Here is a 17,743-nt window from a genome sequence, read left to right as displayed (position 1 = left end):
TCCCCTCGGGGATGCTAAAGGCCCTTGACCGTGAATAAGCGAGATTTTCCGTGCTTTATTCACGCTCAAGAGCCTTTTTAGCATGTGCGGGAGGGCGTCCGGCGTCCCGGGCGCAAAAGGCTGGCACGAAGGTGCAGACGCGGCTTTGGGCGATAAAAACTCTAGGGGCAGGGCATCAAGAATAAGCGTAAGGCGAGGGAATGTTGAACTTTATATCTAAATAATATTTGACACATTATTTTAGTCATTATTTAAATTACTTAACGGCATAAAATTTGCTATAGTTGTTTCGGTTCAGAATGCTTTGTGCAGATGAACTAATAGATACAAAGAATGGTGTGCATTCTCTATTCGTGGTTGTGTGGGGAAATGCTGGCATTCTTTGTATCAAAACTGGCACAGGTATATCACATCTATCACTCACTTAGATGACATATACAACGAGGTGCAGAAAAATTGGGGTCGCAGGACTTTGGGCATGTATGTTCGCGGCCTCCGGTGTGAAAAACCCTCGCGGTATGTTCCTCCCATGAAACCTTGTATGTTTCATGAGTATAATTCCGCGGAATAACAGGGGTTTGAGCCTTCTGTAAGCCTTCACTCTCTGAAGGGACTCGTTGCACACGAAGGTATCTTATAGGGATTGGTACCTTCTAAATCCGTGCTAGAACTGTACACATGTGTATAGGGTGTTTTATGTGTATAGTTTGGATGCCGTCATGATTTTTCATGGCGGCATCCTTTTTTTCTTTATGATAAAAATAGTGGAAAGGTAAATACTTGCTAGGTGTAGTAATATTTATATTTTCTTTGCCTGCGGTGTGTAAATTATTTATGTCGAAAATAGTGCCAATATTTTATACAAGGAATGCAAAGCAGGAATTCTAGGGCGGGGTATCCATGAGATATTTGCCAGGATTACTCGTGAGAAACACAATAGAGGAATCCGGGAGTAAAGATTTGCCGCTGGAGCGTGTTCCTCTGAACGTAACCTCCCCGCTTCGGAATGTTCTGTGATGCCTCGCGCTCAGAACAATCTCTCTCGACGGCTGCAAACCCACCACCAGACACACCCTGAACATAGTTCGCCGCGGATTTCAGGCATGTCGTCTTTCTCCAACCGAAAAATTTCGAGGCCCGCCCACACGCATTATGCTGTGCGCTCATCATGGGAATACACAGCAAACCGCCCAGGCGCACGGTGAATTACGGGGCGAGTCTCGCATCCTAAAGCTCCCGGGTGGTACGCGTGTATTCACCGCATCAAAGGGCATACGCGGTAGAGTTGAACTAGTACGTACTTAGAGAGATTTGGAGACTGCATGAGTCAGCATACGCCCGGTGCTGAACCTCCACTGCCGAATGACGTGAGCCAGGGGTGGCTGCCCGAGGATAAGCGGCAGACCCCGCAGAGCCCGCTTCCCCAACCGAAATTTTGGGGATACCAATCGTTAATACCCCATAAGATGCTCAACGCCCTGCGCCACCCCGGCGAGATTCCCTGGCTGGTGGCGGCCTATGCGGTGACCCTTGCCGTGTACTTAGGGCTGCTCATTTTCTTTATTGAGACGATCGTAAGCCGCGACCGATACAACAACCTGGAATGGACGTCATCGTCTCGATACTCGACGATGAGCTACGCGGAGCGCGTCTTTAACGACTATGCGGAACAAGCGATTACGCTACTGATTCTGGCACCCCTGGTTATCCTGATCGCCCGTGCCCTCTTCTACGCACAGCAGCGCGTGCGCGGCATTCGTATTTCGCCGACGCAGTTTCCTGAGGCTTACGCCATGGTTGCCGAGGCCGCCTATGCGGCGGGTTTGCGCCGTGTTCCCGATGCCTATGTGGTGAGCGGTAATGGTGTGCTGAACGCCTTCGCATCCGGGCATGGTTTCCGCCGGTTTATTGCCATCAACTCTGACCTTTTTGAGGTCGGCGGTCAGAGCCGTGACCCCCAGGCGCTTCGCTTTATTATTGGGCATGAGGTCGGGCATATCGCTGCCGGTCACGTGGGGTACTTCCGCCTTCTCTTCACGCAAACCTTCATGCGGATTCCCGTGGTGGGGCAGGCCCTTTCACGCGCACAGGAATACACCGCCGATAACTTTGGGTACCGATACTGCCCCGAAGGCGGACCCGGCGCGATCAAGGTTCTCACAGCCGGTAAATACCTGAATCAGCAGGTGAATTTCGATGAATTTGCCGACCGTGCCGTGAACGACCAGGGCTTCGCGATTTGGCTTGTCAACCTTATCTCAACCCACCCGGTACTGACCTGGCGCGCCCATGCGCTGCGCAACCGACACGAGCCGGGGCGTCTGTTCTGGCGGCCGCAGTTTAATCCGCCGAGTGCGCCTCCTTCCCTGATACCTTCGCAAGAACCGCCAGCCCAGTGGCCTGACCCGATTCAGGCAACCGGGTTCATGGACGAGCAGAAGCCGGCGTGGGAGGATTACAACCTTAACACCGTCAAGACATATCCGACCCCGCAGGGTGCCCCCAAGATTCAGGGAACGCTCTTCGCAGGATGGGAGGATGCGCAGGCTCGCGCGGCCCGTGCCGCCTACGCCGCCCGCTGGGAACAGTATGCCGCCAGCCAGGGCATGCCAGGATATGCGCCGGGGTACGGGTACCCGATGCAGCCAGCGCCCGGTCAGCCTGGATACGGGCAGCCGATGCCGAACCAGCAGGCGCCATGGCAGTCCGGTTCGGGGCAATTTGATGCTGACCAGCCCGCGCCTGATCAAGCGAATCAGGGACAGCCTCAACCTCCGCAGCCTGAGCAGCAGGGGTACACCGAGCCTCCTAAGGACGTAACGGAACCTGGCGTGGCGCTGAATCAGCCGATAAAACCTGCTGATGACGAGCATCCCGAGCAAAAACGGTCTGAACAGCAGGATCAGCAGGGGAATGATACCTCTGACTAGCTCCTGACCTTCACCAGCGAGAAGCGGATTTTTACCGAAAAGGCTGGATTTTCTCACCTTCTCGGCAAAAATCCGCTTCTCGCGTTTTAATTAAGAACGTGCTCTCCAAACTCACGAAAAAACGCCCCGACGCGCTGATTGTCATGCTCATCTGCGCGGTCATTCTTGCGATTCTCATCCCGGCCCGCGGTACCTTCGCAGATTGGTTCAGTACCGGTACCAAGTTCGCGGTTGCGCTTCTGTTTTACCTCTACGGTGCGCGCCTTTCCACATCCGAAGCGATCGCAGGGCTTAAACACTGGCGGCTGCACGCCCTCATCCTGGTCTGTACTTTCGTGATTTTTCCGCTCTTTGGGATGGCGCTTTTTCCCCTGCGGTTTGTGCTCGGCGACGGGCTGTACCTGGGGATTCTTTTCCTCACGCTCGTACCCTCTACCGTGCAGGCGTCCATTGCGTTTACCTCTATCGCGGGCGGCAACGTGGCGGGCGCTATTGTGAGCGCATCGCTGTCAAGCATTGTGGGGGTAGTGGCTACCCCGCTGTTAGCGATGCTCCTAATGCACAGCGACCACATCGAAATTTCGGGCAGCGTCTTTCTCGACATTGCGATTCAGCTGTTTTTACCGTTCGTGCTGGGGCAGCTCACGCGCCGTTGGGTGGGCGAGTTTGCGAAGAAACCCACCACAAAATGGCTCGATAAGTTCTCGGTCATGATGATTGTGTACTCGGCGTTTTCGGCATCCGTGGTGCAGGGGATTTGGACTCGCGTTGCCTGGTGGCAGATCGTGCTGCTGATTGTAGTGACAATTCTGATGGTGGCCCTGATGCTGTGGCTGACCGACTGGCTGGCGGCGCGGCTGAAGTTCAACAGGGCGGACCGCATCACAATTCAGTTCTGCGGGTCGAAAAAATCGCTGGCGGCGGGTCTTCCCATGGCGATCATTATTTTCGGGTCGGGCTCGCTCGGGCTGCTGATGCTGCCGCTCATGGTATTCCACCAGGTGCAGCTCATGATGTGCACGTGGCTCTCCGCCCGCTACGCCGCCTTGGATGTGGTGGGTCGGGCGAGCGTAGAACAGCCATAAGAAACTGCCCCCGGTTACTCGCTCGGGGAAAGAGTCGATGCTTTAAGAAGCTGCGTTCCTTAGGTCATGCGTATTTGAGGTAAATGGAAAAAATAGCGGATTTTTCCATTTACAGGCCTTTGCACAGGGGCATATTGGAAGAAATGGCCGTTTTTTCCAATATGCTGTGTAAAGAGTGCTCTCCGCTCCCGCTTCGGAAGGGCGGTGCGCGGCTCGTCAGATCCGAGTCATTTACCGGCGACACTTTCACCGTTGCCTGGCAGGGCGCACACGGTAAGCTGGTGTACATGAAGATTGCTACCTGGAACGTGAACTCCATTCGCGCCCGTGCCGACCGCATCGAGGACTGGCTCGATAAAACCGAAGTCGATGTACTCGCCCTACAGGAAACCAAAACCAAGGACGAAACCTTCCCCTTCGAGCTCTTTGAATTCCTGGGGTACGAGGTGGCGCATTACGGGCTGAACCAGTGGAATGGGGTAGCAATCGCATCCCGCGTGGGGCTCGACAACGTCGAACGAACCTTCCCGAACCAACCCGCCTTCGGAAAACCCGGAGACCCCGCCGAAATTGAGGCACGGGCCATCGGCGCCACCTGCAACGGCGTGCGTATCTGGAGTCTATACGTGCCGAACGGGCGCGGGCTCACCGACCCGCACATGGAGTACAAAATGGAGTGGATGCGCCAGCTGCGCACCAACGTCAACGGCTGGCTGCGCGCCGACCCCGCCGCACAGTTCGCGCTCGTCGGCGACTGGAATGTGGCGCCCGAAGATAACGACGTGTGGGATATCGACTTTTTCCGTGAGAACGACCTCACCCACGTTTCCGCCCCCGAACGCGAGGCTTTCTATGCCCTGCTCAATGATGAAGGGCTCATCGATCCGGTACGCCCCTACACCCAGGGCGAGTACACCTACTGGGACTACAAAGCCGGGCGGTTCTCGAAGAATGAGGGGATGCGCATCGACTTTCAGCTGTGCTCTCCGGCGCTCGCCGCCCGTGTGGAAAACGCCTGGATCGATAGGGAAGAGCGCGAGGGGGACGGCGCGAGCGACCACACCCCCGTGGTGATTGAGCTTGCTGACTAGAGGCTAAACATGTGATGTGAGGAGACAGTATGAGCCGGAACCTTACCCCTGAACCGGTGGTGACGGGCATCGTAGAAACCCGAATCGGTCAGCTTCGCTGGCGTGAATACGGTGGTTCCCGTGAAGCCGCAGGCGAGAGGACCCTGCTGTTTGTGCACGGGCTGCTGACAAATTCGGATGTCTGGGGCGAAGTGGTGCAGAACCTCTCACAAGATTTTCGGTGTATAACCCTCGATATTCCCTTGGGGAGTCACACTATTCCCGCCCGAGAAGATGCTTCCCTTACCGTTGCCGAGCTGGCGCAGGCCGTGAATGAAGCGGCAGAACAGCTATGCCCGCACGGGTTTACCCTCATTGGCAGCGATACCGGCGGGGTGGTTTCTCAGCTGGCGGCGGTGCGGGAACCCGCAGGGCTCAAGCGCTTGGTGCTGCTCTCGTGCGATACCGAGAAGAATTTCTTGCCCCTGCCGTTACGCTACCTGCAGTATGTGGCGTACATTCCGGGAACCATGCAGGCGCTCCGAGCAGCCCTGCATCTGGGGTGGGTGCGCCGCCTGCCGATTGCCTTTGGGTGGCTAGTGAAACGCGAGCTTGACGCCGCCGAGTGGAATAGCATTATTGCGCCGCTGAAAGATGCCGGAGTTCGCCGTGATTTGGCGAAAGTGCTGAAGGGTATTTCTACGAAATATACGGTGCAGTCCGCGCGGGATTTGGAGCGGTTTGAGCACCCGACCCTGTTTTTGTGGGCCGATACCACGAAGCTGTTCCCGATCGAGAATGCGCGCCGTTTAGCCACCCGCATGCCGGATGCGCACGTGGTTCCCGTGCCGGAAAGCTACGCATTCAGCCAGCTGGATAAGCCCGAATTTGTGGCGAACGCCCTGCGGGAAGAACTGGCTGGGTAACCCGTCTCCCCCCCCCCGGATTCTGCACCGAAACTTTTTGACGGGCGAACCGTATGCTCCTGTGAGGCCGTGACGAAGAGGCCGACATGCATCGACTGCTCCTTGCTATGGTGAAGTTACTGTTAGTGAGGGAGTGGTACATGAATCAGCTCGATAGGAACCAAGCATTCAGGTATAGAACTATTTTTGTGGTACTTGGGGTACTACTCAGTATTTTTCTCGTGATCGTCTTGTTGGTTGCCCTGGCTTCAGATGATCCTTGGTGGAAAAGCTTTCGAGAAACTATTCGTGACAGTGCTGGTTTTCTGACTCTTATAGGCGCATTGGTAACTGCTGGTATTTTAGTCTGGACTAACCGTGCCCGAATGCGTGAAGCAGCGAGTGCGGATTTTCGAGACCAGATGCAGTGGGCGGCAGAACATGTTGGTAATGCAGAAAGACCGTATGAGCAACTTTTTGCGATGTTGCTTATTAACCGATATGGAGAGCAGCCGCCTAAATGGCTTCCTTCAGTCGATCGGGGTATAGCCACTGACCTGCAAGAGGCGGTTCAGAAGACCCTAGAGGTTCCGGAAGACAGCATTGTAATCCCAGCACGTGCATACAACGATACTTCACCAAATACACCTGCATCAGATGAAGTGCATGAATCAGATCAAGAGTATAATAGCTAGAACACCCTTATGCTAGGTAGCATATTACTGGGCAGTGGATGTAAGGAGTTACTTATGACAGCCATAAGTATTCGTAAAGCGGCTGACGGCGGGAACGTCATACGTCCTGTCGAAAACCAAGACGAGATTCTTCGTGGTTATATCGCACAAAATTATCGAGATATTGAACGTCAGGTGAAGGAACGCGAACGTCTTAAAGCTGAGCCCAAGAAGGGTCTCTGGAATAGTTTGCTTGGGCGTTTAGGTCTGCGTTCTTCTTCATAAACTGAAAGTACTGAGGGAGAAAATTGACGACCGTTTTTTATCGTGGTGAGCGCCGCGACGTTAAGTCGTTTACTCCCGAGGAGCACCAGGATTACCTGGATAAGAAGCAGCACACGATTAATGAAGCCAAAGAAGCCATTGCAGGTATGAAGGCTCGTATTGTCGAGTTAGAGCGCATTCAGGCGATGAACCCAATACGCCGCTGGTTCTACCAGAAATTCCATATTTAGCGGAATCCCGAACACGTAGACCCGCACGATTGCCCGCTCAAGGGCGCATCGTGCGGGTATTTTTATACACTAGATTCAGGCAGTAACCTCGCATCTTGGCTCGCTAAATCATAGCCTGAATCCCCATACTTCAGCTAAGGTTCGCCGGGGCGTGTGATTAAACACGTGTAATCTCAGTTGAAAAGTTCGGCTAGACGAACTATTGTTAAATTATCCTGTTTCGCACCGGTTTATCGAGGATGATCGACACCTAGGTACGAAGCCTCAATGAGTCGGAGGCGATTCCTACAGGTCAGCAGGGTAATGCATCCGCAGCATAAGAAAGCGAAATCATGACAACCGTATTCACTGCGCACCGTCACGGTGCGAACGCTAACACTGTAAGTACCGCACATCCGCGCCGTTTTCTCATGCTGGGGATAGCTCTGGCCAGTATCCTTGTGCTTCTGCTCAGCGCCTGCACTTCGGCGGGGAAGCAAGACGAAAAGAAGACCGTGCTCACCACCTTCACCGTGCTGGCGGACATCGCTAAAAACGTTGCGGGTGATCACCTGAATGTCGAATCGCTGACCAAGCCCGGCACCGAGATTCACGAGTATGAACCTACTCCCAGCGATATTAAGAAGGCGCATGATGCTGATTTGGTGCTCGACAACGGGCTGAATTTGGAAAGCTGGTTTACCAAGTTCGTGCAGGATTCTAACGCCCCGCACGCCACCGTGAGCGAGGGGGTGCAGCCGATCAATATTGCCGAGGACGCTTATGCAGGCAAACCCAACCCGCATTCGTGGATGAGCCCCAAGAACGTGCAGATTTACGTGGATAATATGGTGCGCGAATTCAGTAAGCTTGACCCCGCCCATGCCGATGATTACCGCACCAATGGGGAAAACTATAAGAAACAGCTGCAGCAGGTTCAGGATGAGCTGGTGCGCGATGTTAGCGTTCTGCCTGAGAATCAGCGGGCGCTCGTAACCTGCGAAGGTGCTTTCTCTTACTTGGCGGCGGATGCCGGTCTCAAGGAAAAATACATTTGGGCGGTGAACTCTGAACAGCAGGCAACCCCCTCGCAGCTGAGCTCGACCATTGATTTTGTGCGCGAGAACCAGGTGCCCGCCGTGTTCTGTGAGTCTACCGTTTCGGATGATCCCATGCGCCAGGTCGTGGATGCGACCGGTGCCAAATTCGGCGGCGTGCTTTATGTCGATTCCCTCTCTGAGGCGAATGGCCCGGTTCCTACCTATCTTGATATGATTCGTCACGATGCGCGCACCATTGTTGCGGGGCTGACGGGCAAGCAATCTTAGCCGGTCGGCGGCGGGAGAGTAGGCCGCCGCATACTGCGCCCCCCGCCGGTTCGTGGTGAGGGGCGCATCCCACCGTCACGGATGACGAGCGGGGCTTAGAAGAAGTACGGGAACGAAATTTTGTCGGATACAAAACCTATGGAAACACTGCTGAAAGTCGAAAATTTGGGCGTCCATTATGGAACCGTGCGCGCCCTGTACGAGACTACTTTCGAGCTTGGTACCGGGAGTATCTGCGGGCTGATCGGCATGAACGGTTCGGGAAAATCGACCCTCTTCAAAGCCATTATGGGTGTTATTCCCGCGCATACCGGAACCGTGGAGATCGCGGGCAAAGAACCATACCTTGCGCGTAAAAATGGCATTGTTAGCTATGTGCCGCAGAGCGAGGAAATAGACTGGAGCTTTCCCGTCTCGGTGCGTGAGGTCGTGGCGATGGGGCGGTACCGCGGGCTGGGCATCACCCGTCGGCTGCGTGCCACCGATAAGCAGGCGGTCGAGCAAGCCCTAGAGCGCGTGGAGCTGACCGAGCTTGCGCATCGTCAAATCGGGGCACTCTCGGGCGGACAGCGCAAGCGGGCATTCGTGGCGCGGGCGATAGCGCAAGGCGCGCGGCTTCTGTTACTTGATGAGCCCTTCGCAGGAGTGGATAAAAGGTCAGAATCCATGCTCATTCAGGTGTTGAAGCAGATGCGCAGCGAGGGTGCCACCGTGCTGGTTTCAACCCATGATTTGGCGTCTCTACGAGCCTTTGCCGACGATGCTCTGCTGCTGCGTCAAACGATTTTGATGCACGACACCCCGCAGGCGGTGTTAGCACCCGAAAATTTGGTGCAGGCGTTCGGTATGCAGGTTCAGGCGGGCGCCGATAGCGGCGCATCCGACGAGCAGACCCGGCGTGAGAAGGGAGAATAGCATGAGCATTCTGGATTACCTGGTGGAACCGTTCACCCTTCCCTTCATGACGCGCGCCATGGTCGTTACCGTGATTGCCGCCGTGGTCTGTGCGCTGCTTTCCTGCTGGCTCGTGATGCTCGGCTGGTCGCTCATGGGCGATGCGATCTCGCACGCGGTACTGCCCGGCGTGGTGCTCGCCTATATTGCGGGCATCCCCTTTGCCGTGGGGGCGGTGATCGCCGCACTCGTGGCCGTCACCCTGATCGGCGCGGTACAGCGCAGCGGGCGCGTGCGTGAGGACGCCGCTATCGGTATTGTCTTCACAACTCTTTTTGCGCTCGGGCTCGTACTGGTTTCAGTGACACCCTCAAGCACCGACCTGAACCATATTCTTTTCGGGAACGTGCTGGGCGTATCCTGGCCGGATGTCTGGCAGGTAGCTATTCTCGCCGTCATCGTGGCGGGTGTCCTGCTGATTAAACGCCGCGATTTTATTCTGTACGCCTTCGACCGCGGGTTCGCGCACGCTATCGGGCTGCGCCCCAGGGTTCTTGGCGCGCTGCTTCTGGTGATGCTGGCGCTCACGAGCGTGGTGGCGCTGCAGATCGTAGGAGTCGTGCTCGTAGTCGCCATGCTTGTGATTCCCGGATCGACCGCGCGTCTGCTCACTGACCGTTTCACGCCAATGCTCGCGGTCTCGGTCGGGGTGTCGGTGCTGGGTACACTCGTGGGGCTTTATAGTAGCTACCACCTGGATATTTCACCCGGCGGTGCCGTAGTCGTTACCCAGGGCATTATTTTCTTGACCGTGTATATATTCGCCCCGCGCTACGGAATTCTGGGACGGATGCGCGCGGCACGCCGCCCGGCAGAACAGGCTGAAGTCTAGGTTTGCGGCAGGTTCGCGCGGGAGCATGAGTGCACTCGGTGGCCAAGGCTCTCACCGGGCGCAAGCCGCCGCCCACTGAATCCGACACCCGAGCCCCAAGGCAAAATTACCGAGGCAAAGCTATGACGAGCGAGAGACGAAAAGCCCAGCCGCTGCGGCGGTTCCTAAGGGTATAGCGCTCGAATTCGGGTTTTGAGCGGCAGGCGCGGAATGATTGGCGTGCGCGAGAACCCGCACATTAACCGCCTCCGAAAAGGGGGCGCCCTCTTCAAGAAGTAAACGCGCCCCGGGAACAAAACCGTGATCCTGCAGATAGCGCAGCAGCTTCGGGTCGGAATCGGTGATCCGCTCCAAAACCACGCGCTCGCCGGGCTCGCACTGGGTGAGCGGAACGGTCTGTGGGAATGAGATACGCCCGGACGCATCCGGAATAGGGTCGCCGTGCGGGTCGCGCGTAGGATGGTTCAGAATCGCGTCTATACGCTCAATCATGAAATCAGAGACCGCATGTTCGAGAACTTCGGCTTCGTCATGCACGCGGTCCCAGGTGTAACCCAGAGTTTCCACCAGGAAAGTTTCGATCAGACGATGGCGGCGAATCATGGCGACCGCATAGGTGCGCCCCAGCGGGGTGAGCTCGATGGCGCCGTAGCGCTGATGATCGATCAGATCGGCCGCCGCAAGTCGTTTAAGCCCGTCTGAGACCGAAGAAACCCGCAGCCCCATGCGTTCAGCTAGGGCGGATGCGGTCGCAGGAGCTTCCGTCCACTCTTCAAGTGACCAGATGGTTTTGAGGTAGTTCTGGGTGCTCACAGATAGTTCTGACAAGGGCATAAGGATAAGTTTACCGAAGTTCGGGTTCGGGTGTGCCTTTTCTTACCGCGAGCAGATAGTATTTCGACGAAAAGATAACGAATTGCTATCTGCTCGCGGGTGGATGGGTACTCGGTTAGGATGGGGTCATGAGCGTTCTTCTGTACGACCCCGACTGTGGTTTCTGCACCGCGAGCGCGAATCTGCTGCGTCGCCTCGAACCGAGGGCGCGTATTTTGCCTGGAACGCCTAAAAATCTTGTGCAGTACCGCGTGGATGCGCGCCGTTTCGCCCACGCCTTGCCGTTCATTAACGATGCTGGGCAGATCATCTACGGTTCGGATGCGATCGCTCTGACCCTGCGCACGTTCTCGGATGCGACGCTGCGTGGCAAGTTCCTGCGTGCCGCCGGGGTTCTCCTGTTGAACCCGCCGATGCGGCCCGTCGCGCACCGAGCGTACCGTTTGGTGGCGGGGCATCGGGCACAGATTTCTCGCTTTACCTCTCGCTTGGGGTGCACCTCTTCGTGCGCGGTAAAACCGGCCTAAAACGCGAATATTTCGCGGAGTATTCCTGTAGTCAGCATTTGAGAAGTACTTTTATATGGCCGGAGGCGATGGTGTATCCAGCCGGTTGAGCAGGTCGAGTACCGCCGGGCGTGCCGCCTGTTCTTCGTGCCAGAGCGAGCGCATGAGCGTGCGGCTGACTGCTTGGGTGGTAATGCCGAGCGCCTGTGCAACTGCCCGCTGCTGCCCGCGGACCCCGGGAACCAGCAGATCGACGACCCGCCATTCGGCCTCGGTACGGTCGGAACATACCCGATACAGCAGGCGTGTGAGCCCCGAAGCCATGTCTGCGACCGCGCGATTGTGCGCCGATACCGCAATACCGCGGGCGGGGGCGCCGGTGCGTGCCGCCTCCACGGCAAGCCGCGAGAATTCGAGGGCGTCGCCAATGCAGTCGTTCGTGCTGACCGTTCCCAGTGCCCCGGCGAATCGGGGAATGCGTAGCTCGCCAACTCCGATGCCAACCCAGAATCCCTGCTCACGCGAAGCATACAGGGCCGCCTGCAGGGCGTCTGCGGAACTCTCGAAAGCACCCTGAATTTCGTCCGGATAGGTTTGTGCGAATTCAACTCGGGGGTTGAGCTTTGTGAGTTCGTCCGACAGCGCAGTGAGTGAGTGCTGTGCGGAACGTTGAATAAAGGTTAGAACGAACACCTTCCTATTATGCCGTAAAACCTTCAACAAGCTGCGTAAGGTTCGCCGTAATACCGGCAACATTTAAAACCCCAAAAATACGCATTGATAAGGCGAATTATCGCGAGCATGCACTGTGTGCAGAAATCCTCAAAAGGACGTAGAACACCCCCGAAAGGAAAATAATTTTCATGCAAGTGCACGTTGAATTATTCGCTTTCGGGGGCGTTGAGCGGAGTTGATAGACGGGGCTATCGTGGAACTACTGTGCGTTCGTTACCTGCGAGATATGGGGCAGCTGACGTAGCGGCTTCTGGAATACCATCACCACCAGCGACAGGAAAATGAACACCGCGTAGAACAGCGCCGTGTACGTAATGCCCCAATCAACAATGAGGAAGCCTGCCAGCAGAACAGCCAGCGGGGTCAGCGCCATGTTCGGGATGCCCTGCACCGAGTGCACGCGACCGATCATGTGCTCCGGGGTGGATGCGTTAATGTACGCAATGATGCTCGAATTGAAGGAGGGAAGCACAATACCCGCCAACACAATCAGCAGGCACACCGCCCACAGCATCGAATGAACCACCGGCAGCAACAGGTAGCAGGCCGACATGATGGCCAGGGAGGTGATACCGAGCGGGCCGAGCGCAAACTTCTCGGTCAGCGGGCCGACCAGGAACGAACCGAGCAACACGCCCACACCGAAGGCGCTCGCAAAGATGCCGATGAAGAGCGGGTGTGCGCCCTCCAGGGTGTAGTAGTAGATGAAGGTGAGCGGAATGCCGACCGTTCCAAAGTTTGCAAGCGTTGAAACGAACGCAATGGACACCAGCACCTTGTTTTTCAGGATGTACTCGAAACCGGCTTTTGAGTCCTGCCAGAAGCTGGTTTTCTCGCCCTCCTCCTCTTCCGCGGGCTGCCGACTAGCGCCGTAGCTCTTGGGTGCGACGATGAACGCCAGCAGGTTGACGACCGCGTGAACTGCGGTCATGAGCACGGTCGAGAAGCCGATAATGATGCCGGCGACCGGGCCGCCCAGCAGGTTGGCGGTGGACTCGCGCGTCTCGCCCATACCGGAGGCGTACCCCAGGTGTTCCTTGGGGACTACGCGGGTGATGATGGACTGTTCACTCGGGTAGTCGAAGGTGGAAATGATGGCGGCGAGAGAGATCGTGATCACCAAAACGTAAATGTTGGTGACGTTGAAAACGAGGTAGAGAAGAATCGCTATCCAGGACAGCGACTGGCCGATACAGGACAGTGCCAGGCACTTTGAGGGGCCGATTCTATCGACCCACGTTCCAGATACAGCTCCGGCGCAGGTGGCGAGAACACCCGCGACGAAGAGGGTGATACTCGCAGCTTCGGGGGAGCCGGTTAGCGCCAAAATAATGATGGGCGTGGTGATATAGCTCATCGAGTCTGAGAGCTGGTTGGCCCCAATGGCGAAGAGAGTATTTCGAAAATCTCTATTCTTGAGTAGCTCGGTGTTGACACTCATGGGGGATCTCCACTGTGTATGAATTACTGTAATCGAACATATTTTGATGTATTGCTTTACCTAAACTTTGCGGCTTAAGTTTGGCAAGATACCTAATTCCTTCATATGCGGCAAGTGATCCAGATATAAGGACTATAGGAGATATTGCAGCATTTATCTCTGGAACTTTATCTGTATGAGCTTCCTCGTAACCTAGACGAGTCATATTTCGTAGATTACTTTCACGGATGCATCTATAGCATCCTGTAACCTTTGGGTCGTAGATGCAACAATTAATTATTGGGCCATTGTAGCTTGCATCAATCCATGGTTTACCAGATTTTAATGAAGCATCAGAGAACCAAAATGGTATATCGTCTGGACTGTCAGCGCAGCGATACACTAGGTCATATTCGTTAAAATATTTAATGAGGTCATCAGAGGAAGTAATTTTCTTATCCTCGGATGTAATAAGAATTTTTGAATTTATTTTTTGGAGATTTTTCATGGCAGCCGTTGATTTTTTGAGCCCAAGGTCTTTTTCTGTGTATAGAATTTGCCTATTGAGATTCGACTCTTCAACATTGTCAAAATCAACTATGTGTATTTGAGATACTCCTGAAGATGCTAAGTTCATGGCCACGGATCCGCCAATTCCGCCAAGACCTACAATTACAATTTTCGAGGAGGACAGAATATTTTGCACCCGAAAAGGGTCGCTACTTCCTGAAGTGTCAATCCAAGAAAAGAATTCACGACTTCTTGAGTACCTATTAGATTTTGTAGATGATTTAAGGAAGAATCCATCTTCTATGTGACCCATCGTTATGAGTGATTCTATAATCTTCCTTGAATTTTTAGGAGTTAATCCTAAAATTTTTGATGTCTTTATAACTACCTCATCTATCGTGTATTCTCCTGTTAAGATCTCATTTAGGTTCTTAAAATTTCCCGAGGGGTCATGAATTGTGTTTGATATGCCTTTCTGGAGGTGGTTATTTACTGTCCGCCTACACGATGTGCCGGAGGACGGAGACCACCATGAGCCCTCTTGAGCTCATCTTCGGATGAGGTAATCAAATCCTGAATATCGAGTTCCATTGGTGTTCCTTTCGACAGATAGTCATCTATGGCTATCGAATCTTGGCTGAGCGATTCAGCTCAACCCCCAACATCTGTTGGTGTCTTAAATCATAGTGGAGATATGAGTCATATGCATGAACTCATGTTGAAAAACTTTCCTCATTTTGAGTATTGACATTAGGGTTAGGTTGACTATAATTCATTCTTGGTGCTTCCACCCAACCGAACCCTGAATGAACCCGGCTGAACCCGATTCCGGGCACGCCAAAGACGCCCGCCACCGGTCAGCCCCGCAACGCAGCGGGCAGGGGCGGGGGAGCACAGAAGAGCACTACTCCACCAGGCCCGCGAAGCCCGACAGAGCCAGCACCTCCTCAACATCCTGCGGCACCGAACGCGCCACCCACGGCGAATGCACCAACACCGCCCGCCACTGACCGCGCGACACCGCCACATTCAAACGATTCGGCGAGAGCACAAACCCGGCACCGCGCCCAGAATCAACCCGCGACGACGCCAACGACACCAACACCACCGCAGCCTCCTGACCCTGGAACTTATCCACCGTACCCACACGCACGCCAGCACCCGAAGAATCAGCCAGACCAGCGGCAATCAGCGCCTCACGCACACAATCAACCTGCGCGTTATACGCCGCCACCACAATGCAATCCTCCGCCGCCAACGGGCGCGGCGCAGCACCAGCTGCCGGAACCCACTCACGGCCCAACAACTCGCGCACGCAATCCACCACCGCCTGCGCCTCCTGCACAGAACGCACCGAACAGCCCACATGCTCCACCGGATACGACACCACACCCGGCGCAACACCCTGCAGGGCGCGACCAGCCGTCGCCGCCGCGCTCGCCAGCGCGCCATCATAGGACAGCCACGAAACCCGCTCGCACAGCGCCGAATCCATACGCCACGACTCACCCAAGAAATAGCCACAACGAGGATCCAGCGCCGCCGCCCCATCAGACAACCAACCCAGCGCCGAAACATCCACCGGGTACGGATGAACACCCGTCGACACCTGCGGCAACTGCTGCGGATCGCCCAGCAGCAGCACCGAACGCGCCGCACGAGCTGCCGCCACCGTATTTGTCAGAGAGAACTGGCCAGCCTCATCAACCACCAGCACATCCAACGACCCGGCAGGCACACGACGCTCACTCACGTAATCCCACGCCGTGCCGCCAAACAGCAAACCGCCCGCACCAGAAATCAGCTCCACCAGCTCAGAATCAGACACCTCAGACCACGGGGCGGGGGTCACCGACTTACCGCGCAGACGCACCGCACGCGAAACATCAAAACCATCACGGGCACAGCACGCCAACATAAGATTCTCAATCACCGCATGCGACTGAGCCACCACGCCCACCTTCGCGCCCTCCGCCACCAGGCGCGCAATCACGTGTGAGGCGAGGAAGGTCTTACCCGCACCGGGAGGGCCCTGAACCGCCACATAGGAATGGTCGAGAGCGCGAACCGCCGCGTGCACGGCATCCACCGTGGGCAGGTCAGAGGTGGGAAAATCAACCTCACGGGGTAGATTTTCTGCATTTTTGGCGTTCAAGGCGTTCTTCTTCAGGCGCGGCACACGGCGGAACAGCAAATCCGCGGATGCGCTCTCCACCCCCGTCAGCGAAGCCGCCGCATCGAGCACGCTCGGCAGGGTGCTGGGGGAGGCGGGAGCCTCGGAAGGATCAGAATCTTCACCGGATGCGGGGAGGTCAGGCATCAGCGCGCTAGGCATGAGAGTACCGTCGAAAAGCAGCCCGTGCACATCAGCCTGCAGGGCCGCCTTAATCGTCGCCATAGACACCGGATCGCCAGGACCAATACCCGAAGGCAGGGCACCGTGCGGCTCATCCTTCACGCGGATGCGCTCCTGCAGAAGCACCTCTAGGAACTCGCCGGTCGACTCTTCGACAGCCTCTGCGGCAGTCTCTTCGGGGTCCGCAGAATCCTCAGATCCGGCACGGAAACCGCCCTGCGCCACCGCCAGCACGCGCATGCCAAAGAAACCCGTCGCCGCCAACTCAGCGGGCACACGCTCACCCGGATTCGACGCACGGAAATAATTCAGCTGCGACTCCATACGGTCCAGATGAGGTATCTGATGAGAACGATGAGGCTACTTCCAACAGTGAGCCGAACACGGTAAACTGAGATAACTAATGGTGGGGGAAGGGAACGTGCTATGAGTACTCACACTGCTGAAGGACTATATAACTCCGTCATGCGCAATGGAAAACCTGCACGTTTACGTTCTGATTATAAGAAGGTCGTAGATACCGAAGTTGGTGAGCTACGGCGAAGCATTTCTCAGCAGGTCAAAGAACGTCAGCAAAGCAAGTTTCAAGATTCTCCACAGCCTTGGTGGACAACGGTGGTGAATCCGATTCGTAATATTTTTAATCGGTAGATTATCAATATTGAGGTTTATACCTGCATAACGTAGTGAGGTCATCCAGATTATCTGGATGACCTCATCGTTTTATTTTGTCGGGCTGGCAGAATCCAGCCGGTTGAGCAGGTCGAGTACCGCCGGGCGTGCCGCCTGTTCTTCGTGCCAGAGCGAGCGCATGAGCGTGCGGCTGACTGCTTGGGTGGTAATGCCGAGCGCCTGTGCAACTGCCCGCTGCTGCCCGCGGACCCCGGGAACCAGCAGATCGACCACGCGCCATTCGGCCTCGGTACGGTCGGCGCATACCCGATACAGCAGGCGTGTGAGTCCTGAAGCCATGTCTGCGATTGCGCGATTGTGTGCCGATACCGCAATACCGCGGGCGGGGGCGCCGGTGCGTGCCGCCTCCACGGCGAGCCGTGAGAATTCGAGGGCGTCGCCGGTGCAGTCGTTCGTGCTGACCGTTCCCAGTGCCCC

Annotated in this window: 17 protein-coding genes and 1 pseudogene; 12 read left to right on the top strand and 6 right to left on the bottom strand. The window is 55.8% G+C overall.

Going from position 1 to position 17,743, the window contains the following annotated elements; translation table 11 throughout:
• The first annotated feature begins 1,322 nt into the window (after nucleotides 1-1,322).
• The 10 genes from HMPREF3016_RS06760 to HMPREF3016_RS06715 all read left to right on the top strand — a co-directional run bounded on the left by HMPREF3016_RS06760 (nucleotide 1,323) and on the right by HMPREF3016_RS06715 (nucleotide 10,272).
• Nucleotides 1,323-2,930, top strand: coding sequence for a M48 family metallopeptidase (locus HMPREF3016_RS06760; protein ID WP_070741238.1), 1,608 nt, complete (start codon nucleotides 1,323-1,325; stop codon nucleotides 2,928-2,930).
• A gap of 98 nt (nucleotides 2,931-3,028) precedes the next feature.
• Nucleotides 3,029-4,015 (top strand): bile acid:sodium symporter family protein, encoded by a 987-nt coding sequence (locus HMPREF3016_RS06755; protein ID WP_070741235.1) that lies wholly within the window; start codon nucleotides 3,029-3,031, stop codon nucleotides 4,013-4,015.
• 287 nt (nucleotides 4,016-4,302) lie between these two features.
• On the top strand, nucleotides 4,303-5,106 hold the full coding sequence (locus tag HMPREF3016_RS06750) for an exodeoxyribonuclease III (protein WP_070534808.1): 804 nt from the start codon (nucleotides 4,303-4,305) through the stop codon (nucleotides 5,104-5,106).
• Nucleotides 5,107-5,135: 29 nt separating this feature from the next.
• A complete protein-coding gene (locus HMPREF3016_RS06745) occupies nucleotides 5,136-6,011 on the top strand; it encodes an alpha/beta fold hydrolase (RefSeq protein ID WP_070534717.1) in 876 nt (291 codons plus the stop codon).
• Nucleotides 6,012-6,151: 140 nt separating this feature from the next.
• Nucleotides 6,152-6,685, top strand: coding sequence for a TrbC/VirB2 family protein (locus tag HMPREF3016_RS06740; protein ID WP_141757711.1), 534 nt, complete (start codon nucleotides 6,152-6,154; stop codon nucleotides 6,683-6,685).
• A gap of 54 nt (nucleotides 6,686-6,739) precedes the next feature.
• Nucleotides 6,740-6,949: a hypothetical protein gene (locus HMPREF3016_RS06735; protein WP_037231386.1), complete on the top strand. Its 210-nt coding sequence runs from the start codon at nucleotides 6,740-6,742 to the stop codon at nucleotides 6,947-6,949.
• Nucleotides 6,950-6,972: 23 nt separating this feature from the next.
• Nucleotides 6,973-7,179 carry a hypothetical protein gene (locus HMPREF3016_RS06730; RefSeq protein ID WP_070741227.1) on the top strand — a complete coding sequence of 69 codons (207 nt, stop codon included), beginning with the start codon at nucleotides 6,973-6,975 and terminating at the stop codon, nucleotides 7,177-7,179.
• A 410-nt stretch (nucleotides 7,180-7,589) separates the two neighbouring features.
• The gene (locus tag HMPREF3016_RS06725) at nucleotides 7,590-8,486 is read left to right on the top strand and encodes a metal ABC transporter substrate-binding protein (RefSeq protein ID WP_141756676.1); all 897 of its coding nucleotides are present in this window, start codon (nucleotides 7,590-7,592) and stop codon (nucleotides 8,484-8,486) included.
• Between the two features lie 138 nt (nucleotides 8,487-8,624).
• Nucleotides 8,625-9,401 carry a metal ABC transporter ATP-binding protein gene (locus HMPREF3016_RS06720; RefSeq protein ID WP_070741224.1) on the top strand — a complete coding sequence of 259 codons (777 nt, stop codon included), beginning with the start codon at nucleotides 8,625-8,627 and terminating at the stop codon, nucleotides 9,399-9,401.
• A 1-nt stretch (nucleotide 9,402) separates the two neighbouring features.
• Nucleotides 9,403-10,272 carry a metal ABC transporter permease gene (locus HMPREF3016_RS06715; RefSeq protein ID WP_048755327.1) on the top strand — a complete coding sequence of 290 codons (870 nt, stop codon included), beginning with the start codon at nucleotides 9,403-9,405 and terminating at the stop codon, nucleotides 10,270-10,272.
• Nucleotides 10,273-10,392: 120 nt separating this feature from the next.
• On the opposite strand, the gene HMPREF3016_RS06710 is transcribed toward HMPREF3016_RS06715, so the two are convergent.
• Nucleotides 10,393-11,106, bottom strand: coding sequence for a metal-dependent transcriptional regulator (locus HMPREF3016_RS06710; RefSeq protein ID WP_070741220.1), 714 nt, complete (start codon nucleotides 11,104-11,106; stop codon nucleotides 10,393-10,395).
• A gap of 128 nt (nucleotides 11,107-11,234) precedes the next feature.
• Here HMPREF3016_RS06710 and HMPREF3016_RS06705 point away from each other — a divergent pair, with 128 nt between their 5' ends.
• Nucleotides 11,235-11,633: a thiol-disulfide oxidoreductase DCC family protein gene (locus HMPREF3016_RS06705; protein ID WP_004005785.1), complete on the top strand. Its 399-nt coding sequence runs from the start codon at nucleotides 11,235-11,237 to the stop codon at nucleotides 11,631-11,633.
• A gap of 51 nt (nucleotides 11,634-11,684) precedes the next feature.
• Here HMPREF3016_RS06705 and HMPREF3016_RS06700 read toward each other — a convergent pair whose 3' ends face one another.
• From HMPREF3016_RS06700 to HMPREF3016_RS06685, 4 genes are all read right to left on the bottom strand, one after another.
• On the bottom strand, nucleotides 11,685-12,305 hold the full coding sequence (locus HMPREF3016_RS06700; protein WP_070741216.1) for a recombinase RecJ: 621 nt from the start codon (nucleotides 12,303-12,305) through the stop codon (nucleotides 11,685-11,687).
• A 241-nt stretch (nucleotides 12,306-12,546) separates the two neighbouring features.
• Nucleotides 12,547-13,788: an MFS transporter gene (locus HMPREF3016_RS06695; protein ID WP_048754961.1), complete on the bottom strand. Its 1,242-nt coding sequence runs from the start codon at nucleotides 13,786-13,788 to the stop codon at nucleotides 12,547-12,549.
• Nucleotides 13,757-14,590 carry a HesA/MoeB/ThiF family protein gene (locus HMPREF3016_RS06690; protein ID WP_004005782.1) on the bottom strand — a complete coding sequence of 278 codons (834 nt, stop codon included), beginning with the start codon at nucleotides 14,588-14,590 and terminating at the stop codon, nucleotides 13,757-13,759. Before HMPREF3016_RS06690 ends, HMPREF3016_RS06695 begins: the two co-directional genes overlap by 32 nt.
• A gap of 591 nt (nucleotides 14,591-15,181) precedes the next feature.
• Nucleotides 15,182-16,957, bottom strand: a complete 1,776-nt coding sequence (locus HMPREF3016_RS06685) for an AAA domain-containing protein (RefSeq protein WP_246828505.1) — start codon at nucleotides 16,955-16,957, stop codon at nucleotides 15,182-15,184.
• Nucleotides 16,958-17,059: 102 nt separating this feature from the next.
• Here HMPREF3016_RS06685 and HMPREF3016_RS06680 point away from each other — a divergent pair, with 102 nt between their 5' ends.
• The gene (locus HMPREF3016_RS06680) at nucleotides 17,060-17,284 is read left to right on the top strand and encodes a hypothetical protein (protein ID WP_048753294.1); all 225 of its coding nucleotides are present in this window, start codon (nucleotides 17,060-17,062) and stop codon (nucleotides 17,282-17,284) included.
• 72 nt (nucleotides 17,285-17,356) lie between these two features.
• Here HMPREF3016_RS06680 and HMPREF3016_RS06675 read toward each other — a convergent pair.
• A pseudogene (locus tag HMPREF3016_RS06675) lies at nucleotides 17,357-17,743 on the bottom strand (recombinase RecJ); the annotation flags it as partial.

Source organism: Rothia sp. HMSC065D02, from assembly GCF_001815285.1.
Lineage (GTDB): Bacteria > Actinomycetota > Actinomycetes > Actinomycetales > Micrococcaceae > Rothia > Rothia dentocariosa.
The sequence above is the reverse complement of the archived record's forward strand: the minus strand, read 5'-3'. Positions and strand labels throughout refer to the sequence as shown.